This window comes from Microbacterium zouquanmingi (assembly GCF_052266695.1).
Lineage (GTDB): Bacteria > Actinomycetota > Actinomycetes > Actinomycetales > Microbacteriaceae > Microbacterium.
On record NZ_JBQPQZ010000004.1, the window covers coordinates 104917 to 127311 of the forward strand.

The 22395-nt window shown below is 65.3% G+C and carries 20 protein-coding genes and 1 tRNA gene; 7 read left to right on the forward strand and 14 right to left on the reverse strand.

The features are described 5' to 3' along the window. Positions 1-223: 223 nt before the first annotated feature. Positions 224-349, forward strand: a complete 126-nt coding sequence (locus tag ACTU6U_RS09960) for a hypothetical protein (RefSeq protein WP_443468965.1) — start codon at positions 224-226, stop codon at positions 347-349. 102 nt (positions 350-451) lie between these two features. Further along, positions 452-1900, forward strand: coding sequence for an NADP-dependent phosphogluconate dehydrogenase (gene gnd / locus ACTU6U_RS09965; RefSeq protein ID WP_443468966.1), 1449 nt, complete (start codon positions 452-454; stop codon positions 1898-1900). A 53-nt stretch (positions 1901-1953) separates the two neighbouring features. Here the strand turns inward: gnd and ACTU6U_RS09970 are convergent, their stop codons facing one another. Beyond that, on the reverse strand, positions 1954-3213 hold the full coding sequence (locus ACTU6U_RS09970) for an FAD-binding oxidoreductase (RefSeq protein ID WP_443468967.1): 1260 nt from the start codon (positions 3211-3213) through the stop codon (positions 1954-1956). Between the two features lie 126 nt (positions 3214-3339). On the opposite strand from ACTU6U_RS09970, the gene ACTU6U_RS09975 reads away from it, so the two are divergent. Further along, complete coding sequence (locus ACTU6U_RS09975) at positions 3340-4068, forward strand: response regulator transcription factor (protein WP_417510778.1); 729 nt, start codon at positions 3340-3342, stop codon at positions 4066-4068. Positions 4069-4112: 44 nt separating this feature from the next. Further along, positions 4113-5588: a sensor histidine kinase gene (locus ACTU6U_RS09980; RefSeq protein WP_443468968.1), complete on the forward strand. Its 1476-nt coding sequence runs from the start codon at positions 4113-4115 to the stop codon at positions 5586-5588. Positions 5589-5646: 58 nt separating this feature from the next. Here the strand turns inward: ACTU6U_RS09980 and ACTU6U_RS09985 are convergent, their stop codons facing one another. From ACTU6U_RS09985 to ACTU6U_RS10000, 4 genes are all read right to left on the reverse strand, one after another. Then, positions 5647-7158, reverse strand: a complete 1512-nt coding sequence (locus ACTU6U_RS09985) for an FAD-dependent oxidoreductase (RefSeq protein ID WP_443469232.1) — start codon at positions 7156-7158, stop codon at positions 5647-5649. 69 nt (positions 7159-7227) lie between these two features. Further along, entirely contained in the window at positions 7228-8262 is a 1035-nt protein-coding gene (locus ACTU6U_RS09990) for a ribose-phosphate diphosphokinase (protein WP_417510780.1), read from the reverse strand. Between the two features lie 8 nt (positions 8263-8270). Continuing rightward, positions 8271-9719, reverse strand: a complete 1449-nt coding sequence (gene glmU, locus ACTU6U_RS09995; RefSeq protein ID WP_443468969.1) for a bifunctional UDP-N-acetylglucosamine diphosphorylase/glucosamine-1-phosphate N-acetyltransferase GlmU — start codon at positions 9717-9719, stop codon at positions 8271-8273. 1 nt (position 9720) lies between these two features. Next, positions 9721-9792, reverse strand: a tRNA-Gln gene (locus ACTU6U_RS10000). 89 nt (positions 9793-9881) lie between these two features. Between ACTU6U_RS10000 and ACTU6U_RS10005 the strand changes: the two genes are divergently transcribed. Genes ACTU6U_RS10005 through ACTU6U_RS10015 form a run of 3 tightly spaced genes read left to right on the forward strand, consistent with a single transcriptional unit; the run spans position 9882 to position 12233 of the window. Beyond that, positions 9882-10376 (forward strand): MarR family winged helix-turn-helix transcriptional regulator, encoded by a 495-nt coding sequence (locus ACTU6U_RS10005; RefSeq protein ID WP_443468970.1) that lies wholly within the window; start codon positions 9882-9884, stop codon positions 10374-10376. 19 nt (positions 10377-10395) lie between these two features. Then, positions 10396-11307: a pseudouridine synthase gene (locus ACTU6U_RS10010; protein ID WP_443469233.1), complete on the forward strand. Its 912-nt coding sequence runs from the start codon at positions 10396-10398 to the stop codon at positions 11305-11307. A gap of 20 nt (positions 11308-11327) precedes the next feature. Further along, positions 11328-12233 (forward strand): L,D-transpeptidase, encoded by a 906-nt coding sequence (locus tag ACTU6U_RS10015; RefSeq protein WP_443468971.1) that lies wholly within the window; start codon positions 11328-11330, stop codon positions 12231-12233. Between the two features lie 7 nt (positions 12234-12240). Here ACTU6U_RS10015 and ACTU6U_RS10020 read toward each other — a convergent pair whose 3' ends face one another. The 9 genes from ACTU6U_RS10020 to metG all read right to left on the reverse strand — a co-directional run bounded on the left by ACTU6U_RS10020 (position 12241) and on the right by metG (position 22382). Then, positions 12241-12900, reverse strand: a complete 660-nt coding sequence (locus ACTU6U_RS10020) for a methionine ABC transporter permease (protein ID WP_443468972.1) — start codon at positions 12898-12900, stop codon at positions 12241-12243. After that, complete coding sequence (locus ACTU6U_RS10025; protein ID WP_443468973.1) at positions 12900-13943, reverse strand: methionine ABC transporter ATP-binding protein; 1044 nt, start codon at positions 13941-13943, stop codon at positions 12900-12902. The genes ACTU6U_RS10020 and ACTU6U_RS10025 overlap by 1 nt, the downstream gene beginning before the upstream one ends. 74 nt (positions 13944-14017) lie before the next feature. Next, a complete protein-coding gene (locus ACTU6U_RS10030) occupies positions 14018-14917 on the reverse strand; it encodes a MetQ/NlpA family ABC transporter substrate-binding protein (RefSeq protein ID WP_443468974.1) in 900 nt (299 codons plus the stop codon). 73 nt (positions 14918-14990) lie between these two features. Next, positions 14991-16793 carry an ABC-F family ATP-binding cassette domain-containing protein gene (locus ACTU6U_RS10035; protein WP_443468975.1) on the reverse strand — a complete coding sequence of 601 codons (1803 nt, stop codon included), beginning with the start codon at positions 16791-16793 and terminating at the stop codon, positions 14991-14993. 118 nt (positions 16794-16911) lie between these two features. Next, the gene (locus ACTU6U_RS10040; RefSeq protein WP_443468976.1) at positions 16912-17847 is read right to left on the reverse strand and encodes a 4-(cytidine 5'-diphospho)-2-C-methyl-D-erythritol kinase; all 936 of its coding nucleotides are present in this window, start codon (positions 17845-17847) and stop codon (positions 16912-16914) included. Positions 17848-17871: 24 nt separating this feature from the next. Further along, entirely contained in the window at positions 17872-18939 is a 1068-nt protein-coding gene (mgrA, locus tag ACTU6U_RS10045; protein ID WP_443468977.1) for an L-glyceraldehyde 3-phosphate reductase, read from the reverse strand. A gap of 9 nt (positions 18940-18948) precedes the next feature. Continuing rightward, positions 18949-19797, reverse strand: a complete 849-nt coding sequence (rsmA, locus tag ACTU6U_RS10050; protein WP_443468978.1) for a 16S rRNA (adenine(1518)-N(6)/adenine(1519)-N(6))-dimethyltransferase RsmA — start codon at positions 19795-19797, stop codon at positions 18949-18951. 123 nt (positions 19798-19920) lie between these two features. Further along, the gene (locus ACTU6U_RS10055) at positions 19921-20808 is read right to left on the reverse strand and encodes a TatD family hydrolase (protein WP_443468979.1); all 888 of its coding nucleotides are present in this window, start codon (positions 20806-20808) and stop codon (positions 19921-19923) included. Further along, a complete protein-coding gene (gene metG, locus ACTU6U_RS10060) occupies positions 20805-22382 on the reverse strand; it encodes a methionine--tRNA ligase (RefSeq protein WP_443468980.1) in 1578 nt (525 codons plus the stop codon). Before metG ends, ACTU6U_RS10055 begins: the two co-directional genes overlap by 4 nt. Positions 22383-22395: the final 13 nt, after the last annotated feature.

Consider the following 22395-nt stretch of genomic DNA (forward strand, 5'->3'; position numbering starts at 1 on the left):
TTCGGGGCACACGGCGAATTGCTCGCCGCGTGGTGGTCTGATGGTCGGCTTCCCGGACGCAGACGTGCGAAATAGCCACGAGGCTGGATTCGCCGCGTCGATTACGGATGCCGCGCACGCGAAGCATCCCTCGCCGAGGAACTCCTCAATGGTACCCGATCTCACGGTAGGCTGAAAACAGTCCTCCACATACGCAGACAACACCCAGAAATCGGAGCCCGACATGCTCGACGGCGCATTCCTCTCACACGTGATCCTGTGGCTCATCGGCGCGATGGCGCTCGGCGCCACCGTCTGCACCGTCGGCGCTCTGTTCGCGATGGGGCGCACCAGCTACCGCAAGGACTGACGTCTCGGGCAGCATTCATGACGTCTGTCGTCACGAATGCGACACCTCCTCGCCACAGCGATAATCTGAAGTCGTCCCCCCTTCACGATCGAGGAGCAATCTGTGCCCGAAGCATCTGCGAATATCGGAGTCGTTGGACTCGCCGTCATGGGTTCGAATCTGGCCCGCAACCTCGCCTCACGTGAGGGAAACACGGTCGCGGTGCTCAACCGCAGCCGCTCGAAGACGGATGAGCTGCTCGCCGCACACCCCGAAGCCGGTTTCGTTCCCGCGTTCTCGTACCAGGAGTTCGCTGACTCCCTGGTGAAGCCGCGCACCGCGATCATCATGGTCAAGGCCGGCGGCCCAACCGATGCAGTGATCGATTCGCTCACCTCGGTGTTCGAGCCCGGTGACATCATCGTCGACGGCGGCAACGCCTACTTCCCCGACACCATCCGCCGCGAGAAGGCCGTCCGTGAGACGGGCATCAACTTCGTGGGCGCAGGAATCTCCGGTGGCGAGGAAGGCGCTCTCCTCGGCCCGAGCATCATGCCCGGCGGTTCGGATGAGTCCTGGGTCACGCTCGGCCCGATCCTGAAGTCGATCGCCGCTGTCGCCGAGGGCGAGCCCTGCGTCACCCACATCGGCCACGACGGTGCCGGACACTTCGTGAAGATGGTCCACAACGGCATCGAGTACGCCGACATGCAGCTCATCGCCGAGGCGTACGACCTCATCCGCCGCGGCACCGGCAAGACGCCTGCCGAGATCGCCGACATCTTCGCCGAGTGGAACGCCGGCGAACTCGAGTCATACCTGATCGAGATCACCGCTGAGGTCCTGCGCCAGGTGGATGCTGAGACCGGCAAGCCTCTCGTGGATGTCATCCTCGACCAGGCCGGCGCCAAGGGCACCGGCGCATGGACCGTGCAGACCGCGCTCTCCCTCGGCGTGCCTGTCTCTGGAATCGCCGAGGCGACTTTCGCTCGCTCGCTCTCGTCTCACCCCGAGCAGCGTGCGGTCGCCGTGGGACTTCCCGGCCCTGCAGAAGAGTTCCAGGTCGATGACGTCGACGCGTTCATCGAGGATGTCCGTCTCGCACTGTACGCCTCGAAGATCGTCGCCTACTCGCAGGGATTCGACGAGATCCGCGCCGGTGCTGCCGAGTACAACTGGAACATCGACCTCGGAGCGGTATCGAAGATCTGGCGCGGCGGCTGCATCATCCGCGCCCAGTTCCTCAACCGCATCGCTGAAGCGTACGACGAGGCACCCGAGCTGCCCGCACTGTTGACCGCGCCCTACTTCGCCGAGGCGATCACTCGCGCCGGAGCATCCTGGCGTCGCGTCGTCATCGCTGCAGCGACCGCCGGAATCCCCGCCCCCGCATTCAGCTCATCACTGTCGTACTACGACGGCCTCCGCGCTGACCGCCTGCCGGCAGCCCTCGTGCAGGGGCAGCGCGATTTCTTCGGTGCCCACACTTACAAGCGCGTCGACAAGGAAGGCACCTTCCACACGCTCTGGTCGGGCGACCGCACCGAGATCGAAGCAGAAGACACGCACTGATCACGCAGTCGAGGTGAGGGCTGGGAATCGCGAGATTCCCAGCCCTTCTTCGTTCATACCTCGATGTTGTGGTTCCTGCGGAACAGGTTCTCCGGATCCCATTTCGCCTTGATCTCACGAAGCCGGGCAAGGGCCGACTCAGTGAACATCCCCGGCACCGCTTCTGTGCGCTCCGTCACCGCGAAGTTGCCGTACTCGGCGATCCGGCGCTCCTGGATACGACCCCAATCCGCACTGATCCGCTCGCGCGTGGCATCGTCCACCAGGCCGGGGACATCGAATCCACCCGCCATGACGAACCAGTTCGCGCTGCGCGCCGGGAACGGCGTGCTTTCTTGCACGACGTCGGAGTACGCGCCGCCGAGTGACCGCAGGAGAACTACGGATGCGGGATGCGTCGATCGGAAGTCGATAAGTCGGTCGATGAGCTCGTCGTCCAAATCAGCGAACAGACCGTTTCCGCCGATGAACGCAGGCAGCGTATCCGCTCCTTCTGAAGGCTCAGACGGCCCCAGAAGAATCTCTCGATACGCCGGCGTTGAGTAGTCTGCCTCGACTCCAGCGACGTGTGACACCGGGCCCATGACGCTTCGGAGCCTGTCAGGATCAACACCAGCCCAGACAGCAGTGAGCCGCGCTCCCGCCGGAGCGCTGGGGTCCATCGGGGGTACGTCGATGTAGGTCACCGTCAACTCACGGGGCGCGTCCCTCATCAGATCGCGCAGTGCCCTCAGCGCAGGAGCGGTGTCGGTTACCGTGTGCTCGCCAAGCGTGATTCCCGCAATGCGGTGCGCTTGGAAATCAAAGCGGGTCACGATCCCGAAGTTGCCTCCCCCGCCCCGTATCGCCCAGAACAAATCGGGGTTCTCTGCGGCGGATGCCTCGACGATATCGCCGGCAGCGGTCACGATCTGGGCTCCGATGAGCTGGTCGGCGGCGATCCCCCAGGCGCGCACCATCCATCCGATCCCGCCGCCGAGCGTGAGCCCGCCGACACCGACCGATCCAGTATCTCCGGAGCTGATCGCCAGCCCATGTGCGTCAAGCGCCGCCGCGACGTCTCCCCAGACGGCTCCGCCGCCGATATGGACAACAGTGCCATCGACGTCGATGTGTGAGAGCACTTCGAGTTCGATGCGCATGCCTGGTGCCGGGGTCCGCGCCCAGGGCCCATGCCCGCCCGCGACGACCGTGAGACGGAGGCCGCTTTCCTTCGCATGCCGGACGAGGTCGGCGACTTCGACGGCAGTGGTGGGGCGAGCAGCGAACGGTTCGGCGGTGGTTGATCCAGTGGCTCTGGTCTCATCGGTCATGCAGAAACGGTAGTACCCGCATCCGACATCGAGACAGTGTTTCACGCAACGCGAACAGCTTCTACTCACAGAGCACGCACAGCATTCTCCATAGAAACTCCATAGGAGATTCCACAGAATAAGTGCATGACCGCTGACCAGCCCGAACTGCACCGCCCGGACGGCTCCCCTCTTCGCATCCTCGCCGTGGATGATGAGCAGATGCTCACCGATCTGCTGGCGATGGCTCTGCGCATGGAGGGCTGGGAGGTGCGAACGGCGTCTTCCGGGCTCGAGGCCCTGCAGGTGGCGCGTGAATTCGAGCCGGATGCGCTGGTTCTCGACATTATGATGCCGGATCTCGATGGCATGAGCGTGCTGCGCCGCCTTCGCGAGTCCGGAAACCTCGTGCCGGTGCTGTTCCTGACAGCGAAGGACGCCGTCGGCGACCGGATCGCAGGCCTCACCGCCGGCGGCGACGACTACGTCACCAAGCCCTTCAGCCTGGAAGAGGTCATCGCCCGGCTGCGCGCGGTCATCCGGCGCACGGGTCTTGCCTCATCTGACGAGGGCCAGTCGATTCTGCGGGTCGGCGACCTCACGCTGAATGAAGACAGTCACGAAGTCGAGCGCGACGGTACCGAGATCGAGCTGACCGCGACGGAGTTCGAACTGCTGCGGTACCTCATGCGCAATGAGCGTCGGGTGCTCTCGAAGGCTCAGATCCTCGATCGGGTCTGGAGCTACGACTTCGGCGGAAAATCCTCAGTCGTCGAGCTCTACATCTCCTACCTCCGCAAGAAGATCGATGCCGGCCGCACTCCCCTGCTGCACACAGTGCGCGGTGTCGGTTACATGATCAAGGCGCCGCAGTGACCGAAGCCGGTCCGTCTCGGCCCTGGACACTTCAGGCACGACTGATGACCGCGGTCATCGGTTTCGTGTCACTGATTCTCATCATCGTCGCAGTGATCACGAGCGCGACGCTCGGCACAGCCCTCGAGGGGCAGCTGGCGGAGCAGGTTAAGTCGCTGTCCATCCGCACGACCAGTCTCGTCACACAGGCCTCTATCCCGGCGGCGGTCCGCAACGTGCCGCTGACCGCTCAGGCTGCGATGGAGAACGTCGCACCGCCTGCCACCGGGATGGTGCTCGCCATCGCCACGCAGGAGGGCGCGAGCGGGATTCAAGTGAACGGCTCCGGAGAAGTGCGCGACCTCACGGATTCGCAGCTCGTCGCCATCGATGCGGCTCTCCGCGGGCACCCTGATGGCGTCATCGCTCTGGACGGTCCCCGCGGTGGCACGTACCAGTTGACCGTGACTCAGACTTCGGTAACACAGTTCTCCGACAAGATCTCCGTCGTCACCGGTCTGCCGCGAGATGCCATCCAGAGCACCCTGGCACAGCTTCTGACGGTGATCACCCTCGCCACCTTCGGCGGGCTCATCCTGCTCGCGCTGACGACGGCGGTCACGATCAGATTCAGCCTCCGGCCGTTGCGCGCCGTGGCGGGCACTGCCACGCGTGTGGCCAACCAGCCTCTCGACCGCGGTGAGGTCGAGATCACCGAACGGGTTCCGGATGCCGAGGCCGATCCCCGCACTGAAACGGGCCTCGTGGGCGCATCACTCAACACACTGCTCGACCACGTGAACGACTCACTCGCCGCGCGCCAGCGCAACGAGGAGCGGATGCGCAAGTTCGTCGCAGACGCCAGCCACGAGCTCCGCACTCCCCTGGCATCCATTCGCGGCTATTCGGAGCTGTCGCTTCGCTCTCTTCACCAGGCTCGGGCATCGGCTGCCGGTGTGGATGCAAGCGACACGGAAACTGCCCTCGAGCGCATTCAGGCGCAGTCTCTGCGCATGACGCGGCTCGTCGAGGACCTGCTGCTGCTCGCCCGTCTCGATGAAGGGCAGGAGCTCGTCTACAGCACCATCGATCTCACCCAACTCGCGCTGGAGAGCATCTCTGATGCGCGCCCGACTGCCCCCGAACACGTCTGGAGCATCGATGTGCCCGAAGAGCCGGTGATGATGGCAGGCGATGCGGGGCGCGTGAACCAGGTGGTCACGAACCTGCTCGCGAATGCCAGGACGCACACCCCGGTGGGCACGCAGATCACCCTGAGCGTGGCGCAGGAAGGTAACGAGGCGGTCATCCGCGTGCACGATGACGGGCCCGGGATCGACCCTGGGGTGCGTGACGAGCTGTTCGCACGCTTCGCCCGCGGCGACAGCTCTCGCGCCCGCCAGACCGGTGGGACGGGTCTCGGGCTCGCGATCGCCAAGGCCATCGTCGAGGGCCACCACGGCACGATCTCGGTGGAGTCTCAGCCGGGGGACACCACGTTCATGGTCCGGTTCCCCGCGCGCGCAGCATCCGGCATCTAAGTCAGGCGCCGCCGGGCCTGCGCCCTTCGGTGACCGTGCCCCTCAGTGACCTTGCCCGTCAGTACCCGGCGAAGGCGTCTGTCGTCACCGAATGCGTCTTCTGCAGCGCGGGCGCGAGATCGGCGAGCAGCCGCGGCGGGCCCGAGATGAAGGCGTGCCGCGCGGCGATGTCAGAAACCGCATGCTCGAGTCCCGCTGCGTCAAGGCGGATGCCCTGCGCCCACGTCCAGTGCGCAGGAAGATCTGCCGGCTCATCGCGAGTGAAGACGATGGTCGGCACGCCGGTCGCTTCCAGCTCGGCCCGAAATGCCAGTTCGGCGGCCTCGGATGCCACGTATACGAGCACGGCGTCACGGGAGGCGCCATCGGCCTGGAGCTGGCGCAGTTGCGAGACGAAAGGCGTGACGCCGATGCCGGCAGCCACCATGAGCACGGGAGCGTCGCCCTTGGGAAGCAGGAAGTCTCCCCAGGTACCGGTGACCGCGAGGACCGTGCCGGGATCTGCCAGGGCCAGCGCGCGCTTATAGGACGAGGGATGGTTCTGATCACCGTTCTTGTACGCGATTCGAAGCACCGGAAGATCTGCCGGAGCAGACACGATGCTGAACTCGCGACGGGTCCCACGGGCATCCGGACGGTGATGCGGGACATCGAGCTCGAGATACTGCCCAGGAAGGAACCGCAGCTCCCCGCGTGCCCTGAAGGTGAGCTCCTGCGCAGTCGGGGTGATGAACTCGCGCTTCTCGAGAACCAGACGCACGGATCCGCGCAGGGCGAAGGTGAGCGCGACCAGGTTGCCGATCAGCATCGCCCGTTCCTGCCCAAGGGTGAACAGGCCGCCGATGATGATCGGCCAGCCCGCGAGAACTCCCACCACAGCAGCGACCCAGAACTGCTGCCAGCGGCGCGGTGGGCTTGTCAGGGGTTCGGCGACCATGAAGATCCCGAGGAAGAGGAACGGCGACTGCAGCACCGCGTTGAACAGCGCCGCAGACAGCTCGAATTCGCCGCCGAGCGGCGGGGCCTGGGCGGCCTGGTGCACCACCGAGGTTCCCACTGCGATGAGCAGGAACACCAGCACGACGCGCACCTTCTCGACGCGCCACAGGATGGCGAGGCCGACCAGTGCCACCGGTCCCGCCATCGCGGGCGTTCCCACCCACCAGGATGCCGACGTGCCCAGCCATTCGAGTGCTCCGAGCGCGCCGACGATCGACACCACCGCCGCGCCGAATGCCGCCGGGTTAAAGATGTGGCGTCCACGCCATGCGATGAGGTACTTCGAGAGGCTTGCGAGCGCACCTGCCAGTGCAAGACCGATTAGCGCCGGCCCGTTCGCACCGGGCTGCATCACGAACAGCAGCACCAGCGCAGTGACCAGAGACGACTCCACGCGCCATGGCAGGTGCAGCAGTCGCTGCGCCGCGGCATCGACAGCGGAGATCACCGCCGCAAGAACGACGTATGAGGCGACCAGCTCGATCGGAGCAGGAGAGACCAGACCAAACAGAGACAGCACCAGTGCGGTCAGAGCAAGGAGCCCGAGGCCGTACAGCGCCAGCCGATACATCGACACGGCGCCGAGAACGGCGAGCACCCGCTGACGCAGGGAGGCGAATGAGATCACAACATCAAGGGACTACGCGTCGCCACCGAACATGCTGGTCACCGAGCCGTCTTCGAACACCTCGTGGATGGCGCGGGCGAGCAGCGGAGCGATCGGCAGGATCGTGAGACCGTCCCACTGACGCGATGCGGTCAGCGGGATCGTGTCGGTGATGACGACCTCATCGATCGCGTCGTCCTGAAGTCGCTGGCTCGCCGGATCGCTGAAGATGGCATGCGTGGCGGCGACGATGACGCGGCGTGCACCGCTGGCCTTCAGCGCCTGCGCTGCCTTGACGATCGTTCCGCCGGTGTCGATCATGTCATCGACGAGCAGACACGTTCGGTCCTTGACCGTGCCGACGATCTCGTGCACGGAGACCTGGTTCGCGACCTTCGGATCGCGACGCTTGTGGATGATCGCCAGCGGCGCATCGAGGCTGTCCGACCAGGTGTCGGCGACGCGCACACGGCCCATGTCGGGCGAGACGATGGTGAGCGTCTCGTGGTCTTCTTCCGTAAGATTCTCGCGGAAGTGCTCGAGCAGCACGGGCTTTGCGAACAGGTGATCGACAGGACCATCGAAGAAGCCCTGGATCTGCGCGGCGTGCAGATCCACGCTCATGATGCGGTCCGCACCCGCAGTCTTGAGCAGATCCGCGACCAGACGTGCGCTGATCGGCTCGCGGCCACGACCCTTCTTGTCCTGACGCGAATACGGGAAGTAGGGCGCGACGACGGTGATGCGCTTCGCCGAAGCACGCTTGGCCGCATCGATCATGATGAGCGTCTCCATGAGCCACTCATTGACCGGCTCGCCGAAGGTCTGCACGATGAACAGGTCTGTTCCGCGGATCGAGACCTCGTAGCGGGCGTAGATCTCACCCGAGGCGAAGGTGCGGTGCTCGACAGGCGCCGCCTGCGTTCCGAGCGCCTTCGCGACAGCCGCAGTCAGCTCAGGGTGCGAGCGACCTCCGGCGACGACGAGGCGCTTCTTCGTCTTGGCGATGATGCCGGGGGCAACGCCGTTGTCCCGATCCAGTGCAACGGTCTTCTTCTTGTGCCCCATGACCTGCCTTACTCTGCAGTTTTGTTGACTGACGCTTCGCTGGCCCGAGCCGCGGCAACTGCCGCGCCGGTACCTGCCCGATTCTTCTCGACCCACCCCTCGACATTTCGCTGAGGGGCAACGCTCAAGGCCAGAGCACCCGCGGGAACATCCTTACGGACGACCGCTCCCGCTCCAGTCTTCGCACCAGCACCAATCCTAACCGGCGCCACGAAGACGTTGTGCGATCCGGTGTGCACCTCGTCGCCGATCTCGGTGCGGTGCTTGACGATGTCGTCGTAGTTCGCAGTGATCGCGCCTGCGCCGAGGTTGACCCGCTCCCCGATCGTCGTATCGCCGATGTACGACAGGTGCGGAACCTTGCTGCCCTCGCCGATCTGGGAATTCTTCGTCTCGACGAAGGTGCCGATCTTGCCGTTGGCTCCCAGGGTCGTGCCGGGGCGGATGTACGCGAAGGGCCCGACATTGGCGCCCGCACCGATCACGGCGAGCGTCGCATCAGAGCGGCGGATGACGGCATCCTCACCGACCTCGCAGTCCAGCAACGAGGTATCGGGACCGATCACGGCGCCGGACTCGACGACCGTCGCGCCGGCGATGTACGTGTTCGGCAGGAGCGTCACGTCGGGTGCGAGCTTCGCATCATCATCGATCCAGGTCGTTGCCGGGTCGACGATCGTGACGCCTTCGCGCTGCCAGCGACGAACGATGCGATCGTTGAGCACGCGGCCGGCCGCTGCCAGCTGCACGCGGTCGTTGATGCCGAATGTCGCGGGTGCATCGGCGGCGATCTCTGCGGCAACGGTTTCATCCGCCCCGCGGAGCAGGCCGATGACGTCGGTGAGATAAAGCTCGCCCTGGGCGTTGTTCTGGTCGATCTGGGTCAAGAAGTGGCGCAGGGCGGTGGCTCGGAACACGTAGACACCGGAGTTGATCTCGGTGACCGCTGCTTCTTCTGCGCTCGCATCCTTCTGCTCGACGATGCGCGCGACCGCTCCGCTGCCATCACGGATGACGCGGCCGTAGCCGGTAGGGTCGTCGAGAAGTGCGCTGAGGATGGTGGCCGCGGCAGCGGCCCCACGGTGCGCATCGATGAGCGCCCGCAGCGTGTCGGCCTCGAGCAGCGGGACATCGCCGGAAAGCACGAGAACGTCGCCCTCGAATTCGTCGGGAAGAGCATCGACAGCGACCTGCACAGCACGCCCCGTGCCGGGGACCTCGTCCTGATCGACGATCACGGCATCGGGGTAGCCCTGGCTGAGCATCTCGACGACGCGGTCGCGCTCATGGCGAACCACGACCTCGATGTGCTCCGCGCCGAGGTGAGCTGCCGTGGTCAGCACGTGGCCGACGAGCGGGCGCCCCGCTATCGGGTGGAGGACCTTGGGCAGTCGGGACTTCATGCGTGTGCCCTGGCCTGCCGCAAGGACGACGATGGCGAGTCTGTTCTCGGTCATGCTCCGCCGCCAGGACTCGAACCTGGACTTAACAGCTCCAAAGGCTGTCGTGCTGCCATTACACTACGGCGGACCGCGGCGCCCCGCAGAACGCCCTACACAAGTCTGCCACGGTCAAGGGCTTCGGCGACGCCATCAGCATCGGCACCGGATAATGGGGGGATGAGCGAAGTAGATGAGGTCGACCGGATCGTCGGCGCGTGGAACACGCAGCGTCCTGATCTCGACTTCTCCCCGCTTGAGGTGCTCTCCCGTATGGATCGTCTTTCCAAGCATCTCGATCGTGCGCGCCGCGACGTGTTCCGCCGCAGCGATCTGGAGCACTGGGAATGGGATGTTCTCTCGGCCCTTCGCCGAGCAGGTGCGCCGTTTCAGCTCTCACCCAAGCAGCTCCTGCAGCAGACGCTCGTCTCCAGCGGCACCATGACCAACCGGATCGATCGCCTGGTAGGGCGACGGTTCGTACGACGGGAGTCGGATCCGGGCGACGGCCGCAGCGTGCTGGTCACCCTCACTGAAGACGGACAGATCCGCGTGGATGCGGCCATCACCCGCCTCGTCGACGTCGAGGCGGATCTGCTGCAGGCTCTCTCTCGCCCCGACCGCGAGCGGATGGCCGCTCTGCTGCGCAAGCTCAGCCTGAGCTTCGACTCGTGATGGTGCCCTCCTGATGGCGATGCGATCTCCACTGCCCATTCGCGACGGAGTCGGTGCCACCCGTCTGCACCTGCCGAACTCCGGACCCTGGCCCACCGCCAGCGCCTACATGATCGAGCGGTTCTTCCATCTTGATCCGGAGTGGCTGCTCGCGCGCTTCGACCGCGGTGAGATCGTCGCCTTCGACGGCTCAGCTCTCACTCGTGACACCCCTCTCGATGCAGAGGAGTTCATCTGGTATTACCGTGAGCCTCCCGTCGAGACGCACATTCCGTTCGAGATCGAGATCCTGCACCAGGATCATGATCTGGTGGTGATCGACAAGCCGCACTTCCTCCCCAGCACCCCGGCAGGCAAGTACGTACAGAACTCCGCGCTGGTGCGCCTGCGCCGCCTTCTCGACAACGCTGACCTGGCGCCCATCCACCGCCTGGACCGAGCCACAGCAGGGCTCCTGATGTTCTCGGCCCGCCCGGTGACCAGAGGCGCGTATCAGACGCTCTTCCAGCGCCGTTCGATCGAGAAGGTCTATGAGGCGGTATCCGCACGGCCCGAAGGCTGGGAGAACGACCTCCCGCGCACGGTGCGCCTGCACATCGAGAAGCTTCGCGCCCAAGTCTGCGTAGAGGTCGACACCGAACGCGAACCGAACTCCGAGACGCTCATCGAGCTGATCTCTGCCGATGACCAGGTGGTGCACACAGTGCTGCATCCGCACACCGGCAAAATGCACCAGTTGCGCGTGCACCTTGCCAGCATCGGCCTGGGCATTCTGCACGACAACCTGTACCCGATCCTCACCGATGAGAAGCCGGACGATCATGAGCGGCCGCTGCAGCTGCTCGCGAGAGAACTGCGCTTCATCGATCCGCTCTCCGGATCCGAGCGCGAGTTCATCTCCCGCAGGAGACTGGACTACGCTCCTCGATGAAGCCACTCGGAGGAGGTCTCGTGAGCGATCAGGAGCATCCGAAGCGAAAGCCGGGGACCCGAGCCTGGGTGCTCATTGGGCTCGGTGCCGCGGTCATCATTGCGATCGTCGCGGTCCTCGTCTGGCCGCAATCAGATGTCACGCCCGCCGCGAGATCTGCGTCAACCGCAGAGCTCAGCAGTCCGACGCCCACGCCGTCGCCCACCCCCACGGGCTTCCCCGCGAATCGCGCGGTCTACGACGCCACAGCACTCCCGCAGGCGAACGTGTTCGCCGTGCTGCCGCAGCTGCCGGTGGATGCTGAACCACAAGCACCATTCGCGGGGCACACCGCCCGTCCCCTCGCCGATCTCGCACCGATCTGGGCGGACCCGCTCGGCGACCCCGTGGCCGCGCTCCCCCGTGAATACCGCTACGGCGGTACCACTGTCGCGGTGATCGAGAAGCAGAACGACTGGGTGCACGTGCTCCTCACCGGTCGCCAGGGGCTCCCCTCCGCGGGGAACCCTGCGCAGCTGACCGGATGGCTGCGCACTGCAGACGTCGAACTCACGCCGATCGACGTCACCGTCGAGGTGAGCATCTCTGCACGGACGATCGATATCGTCCGTGCCGGGGTTCCCGAACGGATCGCGTCAGACTTCGCATGGGGCACTGACCAGACTCCGACACCGATCGGCCGCTCTTTCATCCACCTGACGGAGGTGACCTCTTTCGACTACACGCGGGGATTGCCCACCGTGTACCTCTCGCTCCAGTCCCCGACCCTCGACGGTTTCGGCGGGCAGGATGTCGCGGTGACGGCGTTCCACTATCACGATGAGCGCACCGGCCCCATCTCGAACGGATGCATCCGGCTGGATGAGGCAGCGATCACCAGGCTCGCCGAACTGCCGGCGGGCACCGGCGTCAGCATCCGCCCCTGACTCCGCGTCAGCGCCGCATCACCCTGCGGGCCAGCCACGTTCCCAGCACCTGCACGAGGTGCACGAACACGACGATGAGTATGATCGCTGCCCACATGACCACCGGCTCGAACTGGCGGAAGCCGTAGATCTGCGCGAACGCGCCGAGTCCGCCCCCGCCGATCAGCCCCGCCATCGCCGTCATGTCGATGATCGCCACGACGATGAAGGTATAGCCGAGGATGAGGGGCCCGAGTGCTTCGGGGATGACGATGGTGAGCAGAATGCGCCAGGGCCCGGCGCCCATCGCCCGCGCTGCTTCGATGACGCCGGGCGGGACAGAGACGAGGTGCTGCTCGACGATGCGGCCGATGGCGAAGGACGCGGCGATGCCGATCGCAAAAGCACCAGCGGTGATTCCGATTCCCGTGCCGATCACGGCTCGCGTGAACGGCTGCAGCACGGCCAAGAAGATCACGAACGGAATCGGCCGGAAGAAGTTGATGAAGAGGTTCACGACCCCGTGGATCGGGCGATTGGGCAGCACGCCGCCTGTGCGTGTCGCGTAGGTGGCGACACCGATGATCAGACCGAGCACCCCGCCGAGCACGAGCGCGTACGAGGTCATGTAGAGGGTCTCGACGGCGGCCGCCCAGAACTCTCCCTGAAGTTCGAAGAGACGATCCATCAGCGGGCCTCCCCTGCAGAGATGTCGGTCACCGTGGCGTGGGTGCGTATCTTCGCAAGCGCCGCATCAACGGTGGCATCCTCTCCTCGGATCGCGAGAGTGAGATGCCCGAACGCGCGGCCTCGGATGTCGTTGATACCTCCGTAGATCAGCTCGAACTCGAGCCCTGCCGCAGCGAGATCGAGGAAGACCTGCGCCTGTGAAGAATCGCCGTCGCGGAACGAGAACGTGACGAGGCGTCCCCGGTGACGCTCCTGCAACACGGCGATCTCGGAAGGAGAGGGGATGCCCTTGATCACCGTGCCGACGAACCGCTGAGAAGCCGGATGCTGCGGGTTTGAGAACACTTCGAAGACATCGCCGTGTTCGATCACGCGGCCTGCGTCCATCACCGCGACCTTCGTGGCGATCGTCTGAATGACATCCATCTCGTGCGTGATGATGACGATCGTGACGCCCTGTTCTTCATTGACGCGCTTCAGAAGCGCGAGCACTTCGTGAGTCGTCTGCGGGTCGAGTGCACTGGTCGCCTCGTCGGCGAGGAGGATCGCCGGCCGGGTTGCGAGGGCCCTCGCGATGCCCACCCGCTGCTTCTGACCGCCCGAGAGCTGCTCAGGATAGGCCTTGGCCTTGTCGCTGAGGCCGACGAACGCGAGCAGCTCCGCGACCCGCTCATCGACGTCCGGCTTCGACCAACCGGCGAGCTTGAGCGGATAGGCGATGTTCGCCCGCACAGTCTTGGCCGAGAACAGGTTGAACTGCTGGAAGATCATGCCGATTCCACTGCGCACCGGACGCAGGTCGCGCTCGGCGAGCGCCGTGATGTCCGTGCCGTCGACCGTGATCGTGCCGCCGCTGGCGGGCTCGAGCGCATTGATCAGACGCACGAGGGTGGACTTGCCTGCCCCCGAGTATCCGATGATGCCGAAGACATCGCCCTTCTCGACGGTCAGAGACACGTCGTCGACAGCGACTGTGGGCTGAGTGTCACGGCTCTGCGGCGGATACGCCTTGGAGACGTTCTCGAGTGTCACGATCGGCATGGGTTCTCCGGCTTGGTTCAGACGACGAATCGGGCGGCGCGATCGCGCCGCCCGATTCTTTCACGTTGTGGTGATCAGCTGTTCGCTGCGACGTCCTTCTGAACGGTCTCCAGTGACCCCACGAGATCGGCAACCGGAGTCTGCAGAGCCACGGCAGTATCGCCGGAGGACTTCAGGAGCCCTGCCTGGACATCAGGGTCGGTCTGGAAGATCTCGACGAGCTTCAGGTAGGTCTCGTTGTCTGCATCGTCTGCGCGCGCGGCGAAGATGTTCACGTACGGGAGTGCATTCGGGTCGCTCGGGTCGTCCTGCGCGATCGCGTCTTCGAACTTCAGGCCCGCCTGGGTGACGAAGTCGTTGTTGATGATCGCGGCTGCGACGTCGGGGAGCGAGGTGGGAATGAGCGCTGCCTCGAGCGCGGTCACCTTCACCTTGGACGCGGACTCATCGACGTCTGCGAGGTCGGAGAAGATCGTGCCACCGCTCTTCAGTTCGATGAGCCCTGCGGACTGCAGCACGAGAAGGGCACGAGCCTGGTTGGAGGCATCATCCGGGACGGCGACCGACTCGCCCTCGGCGATGTCCTTCACGTCGTCGTACTTCTGCGAGTACAGGCCCAGCGGGTAGATCGCGGTGGAGCCGATGGGCGTCAGGTCTTCACCCGAAGCCTCGTTGTACTGCGCCAGGTACACGATGTGCTGGAACTGGTTGAGGTCGATCTCACCCTCCGTCAGTGCCGGGTTCGGCTGCTCGTAGGAGCCGAAGTCGACGAGCTCGACGGTGATGCCCTCTTCAGCGGCGGCCTCGACGAATGCAGGCCACTGCTCATCGGACTTGCCGACGACACCGATCTTCACGGTCTCATTCGAGCCGCCCCCTGCGTCACCGCCAGTGGCTGTCGCGCAGCCGGAGAGTGCGACGAAGAGCGGGACCGCTGCGAGCGCGGCGATGATGGACGTGGTGCGACGGGACATGTTTCCTCCTGGTGGGACTCGGCCACATTACGCACGCGCGAGTTCCTGTGAAGAATCGAAACGTCACAGAGCGTCACAGCTCCTCGCTGAGCTCCAACCAGCGCATCTCGTTCTCTTCGACCTCTGCCTCGAGTGCTGAGATCGTCTTCATCTTCTCGCCGAGCCCCTCGTAGTCGGACTGGTCGTGGTCGACGAGTGCGTGCTTCGCGCGGTCGATCTGCCCAGTGAGCTTCTGGATCTTCCGCTCGAGCGCGGCGACTTCTTTCTGGGCCGCGCGAAGAGCCGCGCCATCCAGCTTCGGGGTGCTGCCTGCGGCCTTTGCACCGCCCGCAGGCGCGTTCTTCTCGGCAGAGCGCAGGCGCAGATACTCCTCCACTCCCCCCGGCAGATGGCGCAGACGACCATCCATGACGGCGTACTGCTGATCGGTGACGCGCTCGAGGAAGTACCTGTCGTGCGAGACGACGAGGAGGGTCCCCGACCAGGAATCGAGGAGATCCTCGATCGCGGCGAGCATGTCGGTGTCCATGTCGTTGGTGGGCTCGTCGAGGATCAGCACGTTCGGCTGGTCGAGCAGCACGAGCAGAAGCTGCAGTCGACGCTGCTGGCCTCCGGAGAGGTCCTTCACGGGAGTGGACAGCTGCGCGGATGCGAAGCCGAGCCGTTCGAGCAGCTGGCTGGGCGTGAGCGATTGCGCCTTGGCCCCCGCACCGAAGGTGTACTCAGTGCGCAGGGCGGAGATGACGACGCGCACCGGGTCGTTCCAGTGCTGCTCGAGCTCATCGATCCGCTGGGTCAGCGTGCGCACCTGCACGGTCTTGCCGCGCTTGACCACACCGCTGGTCGGCTCGATGGTGCCGGCAACCAGACCGAGGAGCGTCGATTTGCCCGCTCCGTTCACGCCGAGAATGCCCGTGCGCTCCCCCGGCGCGATGCGCCACTCGACGTCCCTCAGAACCTCGGTCCCTGAGCCCGTCGAAGGGTCGCCGTACCGCACTCCGGCATCGAGCAGGTCGACGACATCCTTGCCCAACCGCGTCGTGGCCAGCGATTGCAGCGACACCTTGTCGCGGATCTCGGGCACATCGGCGATGAGCTCATTCGCCGCGTCGATGCGGAATTTCGGCTTGGCTGTGCGGGCTGGCGCACCTCGACGCAGCCACGCGAGCTCCTTGCGGGCGAGGTTCTGGCGTTTGGCCTCGGTGGCAGCGCTCATCCGATCGCGCTCGACGCGCTGCAGGATGTATGCCGCGTAACCGCCTTCGAAGGGCTCGACGATCCGGTCGTGCACCTCCCAGGTCTCGGTGCAGACCTCATCGAGGAACCACCGATCGTGCGTGACGACGAGGAACGCGCCGGAATTCGCAGCCCAGCGCTTCTTCAGGTGCGCCGCAAGCCACGTGATGGCCTCGACGTCGAGATGGTTCGTCGGTTCGTCGAGTGCGACGATGTCCCAGTCCTTCACCAGCAGCGCCGCGAGCGCGACGCGCCGACGCTGTCCACCGCTGAGCCCGTCGACCGGGGCATCCCAGGCGAGGTCGGCGAGCAGACCCTGGATGACATCGCGCACGCGGGCATCGCCCGCCCATTCGTACTCGGGCACATCGCCCACGACCGACTCCGCGATCGTCAGTGCGTCATCGAGCGTGTCGGCCTGGTCGAGCACGCCGACAGTCGTTCCCGCGCGCATCGTCACGCGTCCAGCATCCGGCTCCTTGCGGCCTGCGAGCATCGCGAGCAGTGAACTCTTGCCGTCGCCGTTGCGTCCGACGATGCCGATCCGATCGCCCTCCTCGATGCCGAGCGTGATGGAGTCGAAGACGACTTTGGTCGGGTATTCGAGGTGGAGGCCTTCGGCCCCGAGAAGATGTGCCATGTCCACTCAAGGGTAGTCGCGAAATCGGGCGAGCTGCCCTCCGGGTACACCCGGACAGCCGCCGGCAGACGCTCTCGACTCGGAACCGTGCGCTGAGCTATGAGATCAAAGTGGGAGTTCACCCGGTGATGATGCGGGCGCCCGGCACCGGTCCATGCACATGCAGGGCGGCGTACCCTGCATCCATGAGTTCGTCCTGCACGTAGTGCGCGCTCTCCGGGCTCTCGCAGAGGAATGCAACGGTCGGGCCCGAGCCCGAGACGATGCCGCTGAGCGCTCCCGCGTTGAGCCCTGCCTTGATGACACCGTCGAGAGCCGGGCGCTCCAGGAGCGCTGGCACCTCGAGATCGTTGAACATGGATGCTGCGAGCGAGCGCGGCTCCCCCGCACGCAGCGCCTGCAGCACCGGGATCGGCACATCCAGAGACATCGGCGGATCGTCAGCGAGCGCTCCTGCCTGTGAACGGTGCGTATCCAGGCGCGCATAGATCACAGGTGTCGACAGACCTTCTTCGCTCGTGACGAGTACCCAGTCGAACCGGCCATGCGCGAGGGCGGGGTTGAGCTGATCACCTCGTCCTGTGCCGACGGCGGTTCCGCCGTGCAGGGCGAACGGCACGTCCGCCCCCAGCCTGGCTGCCAGCTCGTGCATCCGTGGAGGGTGAAGACCTGTGCCCCAGAGCGCATCGCAGGCGACGAGAGCGGCCGCGGCATCCGCTGATCCTCCCCCCATGCCGCCTGCGACAGGCACGCTCTTGCGGATCTCCAGGTGCACACCGCCGTCGTACCCCGTTGCTGCAGCCAGCATCTTGGCCGCACGCATCGCGAGATTGCGATCGTCAAGGGGCACGGCATCTGTGTCTTCGACACCCGACACGCTCAGCGTGAACTCGTCGCTTGGCCTTGCGATCACGTCTTCGTAGAGCGACACCGCTTGGAACACGGTTGCCAGAGCGTGATAACCGTCGTCGTGGCGTCCGCCGACCCCGAGATAGACGTTGATCTTGCCCGGGGCACGCACGTGCACCGATTCCGGGAACGCGGCGAGACTCATGGTGGGCTCAGATCAGTCAACGGGTCACAGAGCAGACGAGGATGCCCAGAGGTCGACGTCGATGCCGTCGGAGAGGGCGTCGATGCGGGCCAGCTCATCGTCGGAGAACGCCGGACCGCCCACTGCGGCGATGTTCTCGTCGAGCTGCTCGGGACGGGATGCTCCGATCAGGGCCGAGACGACTACAGGATCGCGAAGCGTCCACTGCAGTGCCATCTGTGCAAGCGACTGTCCGCGCCCCTTGGCGACGTCGTTGAGACCGCGGAGAATTGCGAGTCCCTCGGCAGAGAGCGGCTTGTCAGAGATCGAACCGCGCTTCTGCGCACGCTCAGCCGTGCCGTCGCCGAGATACTTGTCGGTGAGCAGGCCCTGCGCGAGCGGCGTGAACGCGATCGCGCCGAGGCCCTCGGTGCGCAGAGTGTCGTTGAGCTCCGCCTCAGTCCATCGATTGAGGATCGAGTACGAGGGCTGGTGGATCACGAGCGGAGTCCCGAGCGCCCGTGCCGCCTCCACCGCGCGTGCGGTGCGCTCAGCGCTGTACGAGGAGATGCCGACGTAGAGGGCCTTGCCCTGACGAACCAATGTGTCGAGGGCTCCGATGGTCTCTTCGACCGGGGTGACCGGGTCGACACGGTGCGAGTAGAAGATGTCGACGTAGTCGAGGTTCATCGACGTCAGCGACTGCTCCGCGCTGGCGATGAGGTACTTGCGGCTGCCGAAGTTGCCGTACGGGCCCGGCCACATGTCCCAACCTGCCTTCGACGAGATGATGAGCTCATCGCGGTAGGGACGGAAGTCCTCGGTGAAGATGCGTCCGAAGTTCTTCTCTGCGGAGCCGTAGGGAGGGCCGTAGTTGTTGGCCAGATCGAAGTGCGTGATTCCCCGGTCGAAAGCGTGGCGCAGCAGCGCGCGCTGGTTGTCGAGCGGGATGTTGTCGCCGAAGTTCCACCACAGACCCAGCGAGATCGGCGGGAGGTAGAGCCCCGAGGTACCAACCTGGCGATACTCGAACTGTTCATAGCGATCAGCCTTCGCCACATACGGGCGGTGGATCTCGGGAACGTCGGTGCGAAAGCGCGGCGATTCAGTCACGTCTCCAGATTAGCCGCCCAATACCTCGGCGATCCGCACGAAATCGTCTACCGTCAGCTGCTCGCCTCGAGCGGTCGGTGCCACACCTGCGCGCTCAAGAAGATCGGATGCCTCGGCGGCGGTGCCGCCGAGCACAGAGGCGAGCGCCTGACGGAGCATCTTGCGACGCTGCTGGAACGCGGCATCGACGATCTTGAACGTGCGAAGGCGCAGCTCTTCGCTGCCTCTAGGGGTTGCGTCGCGCTCGAAGGCGACGAGAACGCTGTCGATGTTCGGGACCGGCCAGAACACCTGGCGCGAAACGTTGCCGGCCAGACGCCACGGCCCGTACCACGCGGCCTTGACACTCGGAGCGCCGTAGATCTTGCTCCCGGGAGGAGCGGCGAGGCGCTCGCCCACCTCGGCCTGCACCATCACGACGCCGCGCTGGAGGTTCGAGAACGTCTCCATGAAGTGCAGGAGCACAGGCACCGAGACGTTGTACGGCAGGTTCGCGACGAGCACCGTCGGGGCTCCTGGCAGCTCGGTGATCCGAAGTGCATCGGCATCCACAACGGTGAGCGCCCCGTCTGGCACACCGTGGTCCGCGGCGGTCTGCGGCAGGCGCGCGGCGAGACGGTGGTCGATCTCGACGGCTGTGACGGATGCTCCGGTCTCGAGGATCGCGAGGGTGAGGGAGCCCAGCCCAGGACCGACCTCGACGACGCGCTCCCCTGCCTGCACACGGCCGACGTGCACGATCTTGCGCACGGTGTTGGCGTCGACGACGAAGTTCTGTCCGAGCTTCTTGGTGGGTGTGACATCGAGCTCGGCGGCAAGACGGCGGATCTCGGTGGCGCCGAGCAGCGTGACGGTCATCCTGCCATTGTCCCTGATCTGCGGCATCCCACCCACACAGACGTCAGTACGAAACACAGGCGTCTGCGGAAAACCCTGGTTTCGGACCGACCTCTGTGAAATCGACTGACAGGTGTAGGACGGTCAGGCCGAGAAGGAGCCGTAGATGCGGAGGGTGTTCGCTGCGATCTGCACGGCGAGCTCATCAATGCCCACATCGAGCTCCCCAGCCATGAACCGCAGCGTATGCGGAATCAGGTACGGCGCGTTCGGCCGACCGCGCAGCGGCACGGGGGTGAGGAACGGGGCATCCGTTTCTACGAGGATGCGATCGCGCGGGGTGACCTTCAGCGCATCGCGCAGGTTCTGCGCGTTCTTGAACGTGACGTTGCCGGCGAAGGAGAGGTAGTAACCGGCATCCGCACAGATCCTGGCCATGGCGTCGTCACCTGAGAAGCAGTGGAACACGGTCTTCTCGGGCGCCCCGACGCGTGCGAGGGTCTCGAGCACAGCGTCGTGAGCATCCCGATCGTGAATCTGCATCGCGATGCCGTGCTTCTTGGCCAGGGCGATGTGCGCTTCGAACGCCTCGAACTGCGCCGCGTGACCTTCGGGCCCTGTGCGGAAGAAGTCCAGTCCTGTTTCGCCGATCGCCCGCGTGCGCGGGTGGGCGGCGAGCTCATCGATCACACTGATCGCGTGGTCGAGCTGGCCGGCCTCCGCATAGACGGGTGCGTCATTCGGGTGAATCGCGACGGCGGCGAGCACGCGAGAATCGGCGGAGGCGGCATCCACCGCCCAGCGCGACGACTCGATATCGCCGGATGCCTGCACGACGCCCGCGACTCCGACGGCCGCTGCGCGATCGAGCTGCTCCGTGAGGCTCAACGGCTCGTCGCCGTCGAGGATCTCAAGGTGCGCGTGGTTGTCGTACACGGGCACGGTCAGGGGGTCGGGAGCTGCGGGATAGCGGAGGTCCTTGCGGCCCTCCGCCTTCCGCTCCCGGACGTACTGGCTGGGGTTTTCGGTCAAGCCTGGCTCTCCACACGGGGGAACAGCGGTGCAAGCGCCTGGACTTCGGTGCCCGCAGCGAGCCCGCCCCAGTTGCCGGCTTCACGGATCGGCTGCTCCTGCAGCGCGCCCAGAGCCTCGGCTGCGCCGAGCGCCGACCACAGCTTCTCGGTCGACTGCGGCATGACCGGCGACAGCAGCACGGCAAGTGCACGCAGACCCTCGGCGCAGGTGTACAGCACTGTGCCGAGGCGAGCACGCTTGTCCTCGTCGCGTGCAAGCGCCCACGGTTCGTTCTCGGTGATGTAGCCGTTCAGCGCGTCCACGATCGTCCAGATCGAAGAGATCGCCTCGTCGATACGGAACTGCTCGACAGCCGCGTCGGCAGCAGTCGCAGCATCCGCCACGATCTTCTGGATCGCAAGGTCCTGCTCGGTGTATTCGGCAGCCTCAGGAACGACTCCGTCGAAGTACTTCTCGATCATCGCGATCGTGCGAGATGCGAGGTTGCCGAAGCCGTTGGCGAGCTCGGCCTGGTAGCGGGCTGCGAGGTCTTCCCAGCTGAAGGAGCCATCCTGGCCGAAAGCGATCGCCGAGAGGAAGTAGAAGCGGTAGGCGTCAGAGCCGAACACGTCGGTGATCTCGGTCGGGGCGATACCGGTGAGCTTCGACTTGGACATCTTCTCGCCGCCGACGAGCAGCCAGCCGTGCGCGAAGACCCCCTTGGGGACCTCGAGGCCGGCAGCCATCAGCAGTGCCGGCCAGATGACGGCGTGGAATCGCAGGATGTCTTTACCCACCACGTGGTACGCGGGCCAGCGACGCTCAAAGGTCTCCTCGTCCGAGCCGAACCCGACGGCGGTGGCGTAGTTCAGCAGTGCGTCGACCCACACGTAGATGACGTGCGACTCGTCCCACGGCAGCGGGATGCCCCAGTCGAAGGTCGAGCGCGAGATCGAGAGGTCCTTCAGCCCCTGGCTGACGAACGAGACGACCTCGTTGCGCGCGGAGTGCGGGCGCACGAAGTCGGGCTCGGTCTTGTAGAGCTCGAGCAGGCGGTCCTGGAACTCGCTGAGCTTGAAGAAGTAGTTCTTCTCCTGCAGCAACTCGAGGGGCTTGGAGTGGATCGCGCAGACCTTCAGGCCCTCGAAGGGACCGGTGCCGTCGACGATCTCCGACTCGGGCTTGAACTCCTCACAGCCAACGCAGTACAGCGCCTCGTACTCGCCGGCGTAGATGTAGCCCGAGTCGTATAGCCGCTGGAAGAACACCTGCACGTTCTTCTCGTGGCGCTCCTGCGTGGTGCGGATGAAGTCGTCGTTGGCGACGTCGAGCGTCTCGAGCAGCGGGAACCAGCTCTCGGTGACGAGCTTGTCGACCCACTCCTGCGGGGTGACGTTGTTCGCGGCCGCGGCGCGCAGCATCTTCTGCCCGTGCTCGTCGGTGCCGGTCAGCATCCAGGTGTCATCGCCGCCCTGGCGGTGCCAACGCGCGAGCGTGTCGACCGCCACCGATGTGTACCCGTGTCCGATGTGCGGAACATCAGAGGGGTAGTAGATGGGCGTGGTGATGTAAAAAGATTCGCCTGCGGGCATGCTCTCGATTCTA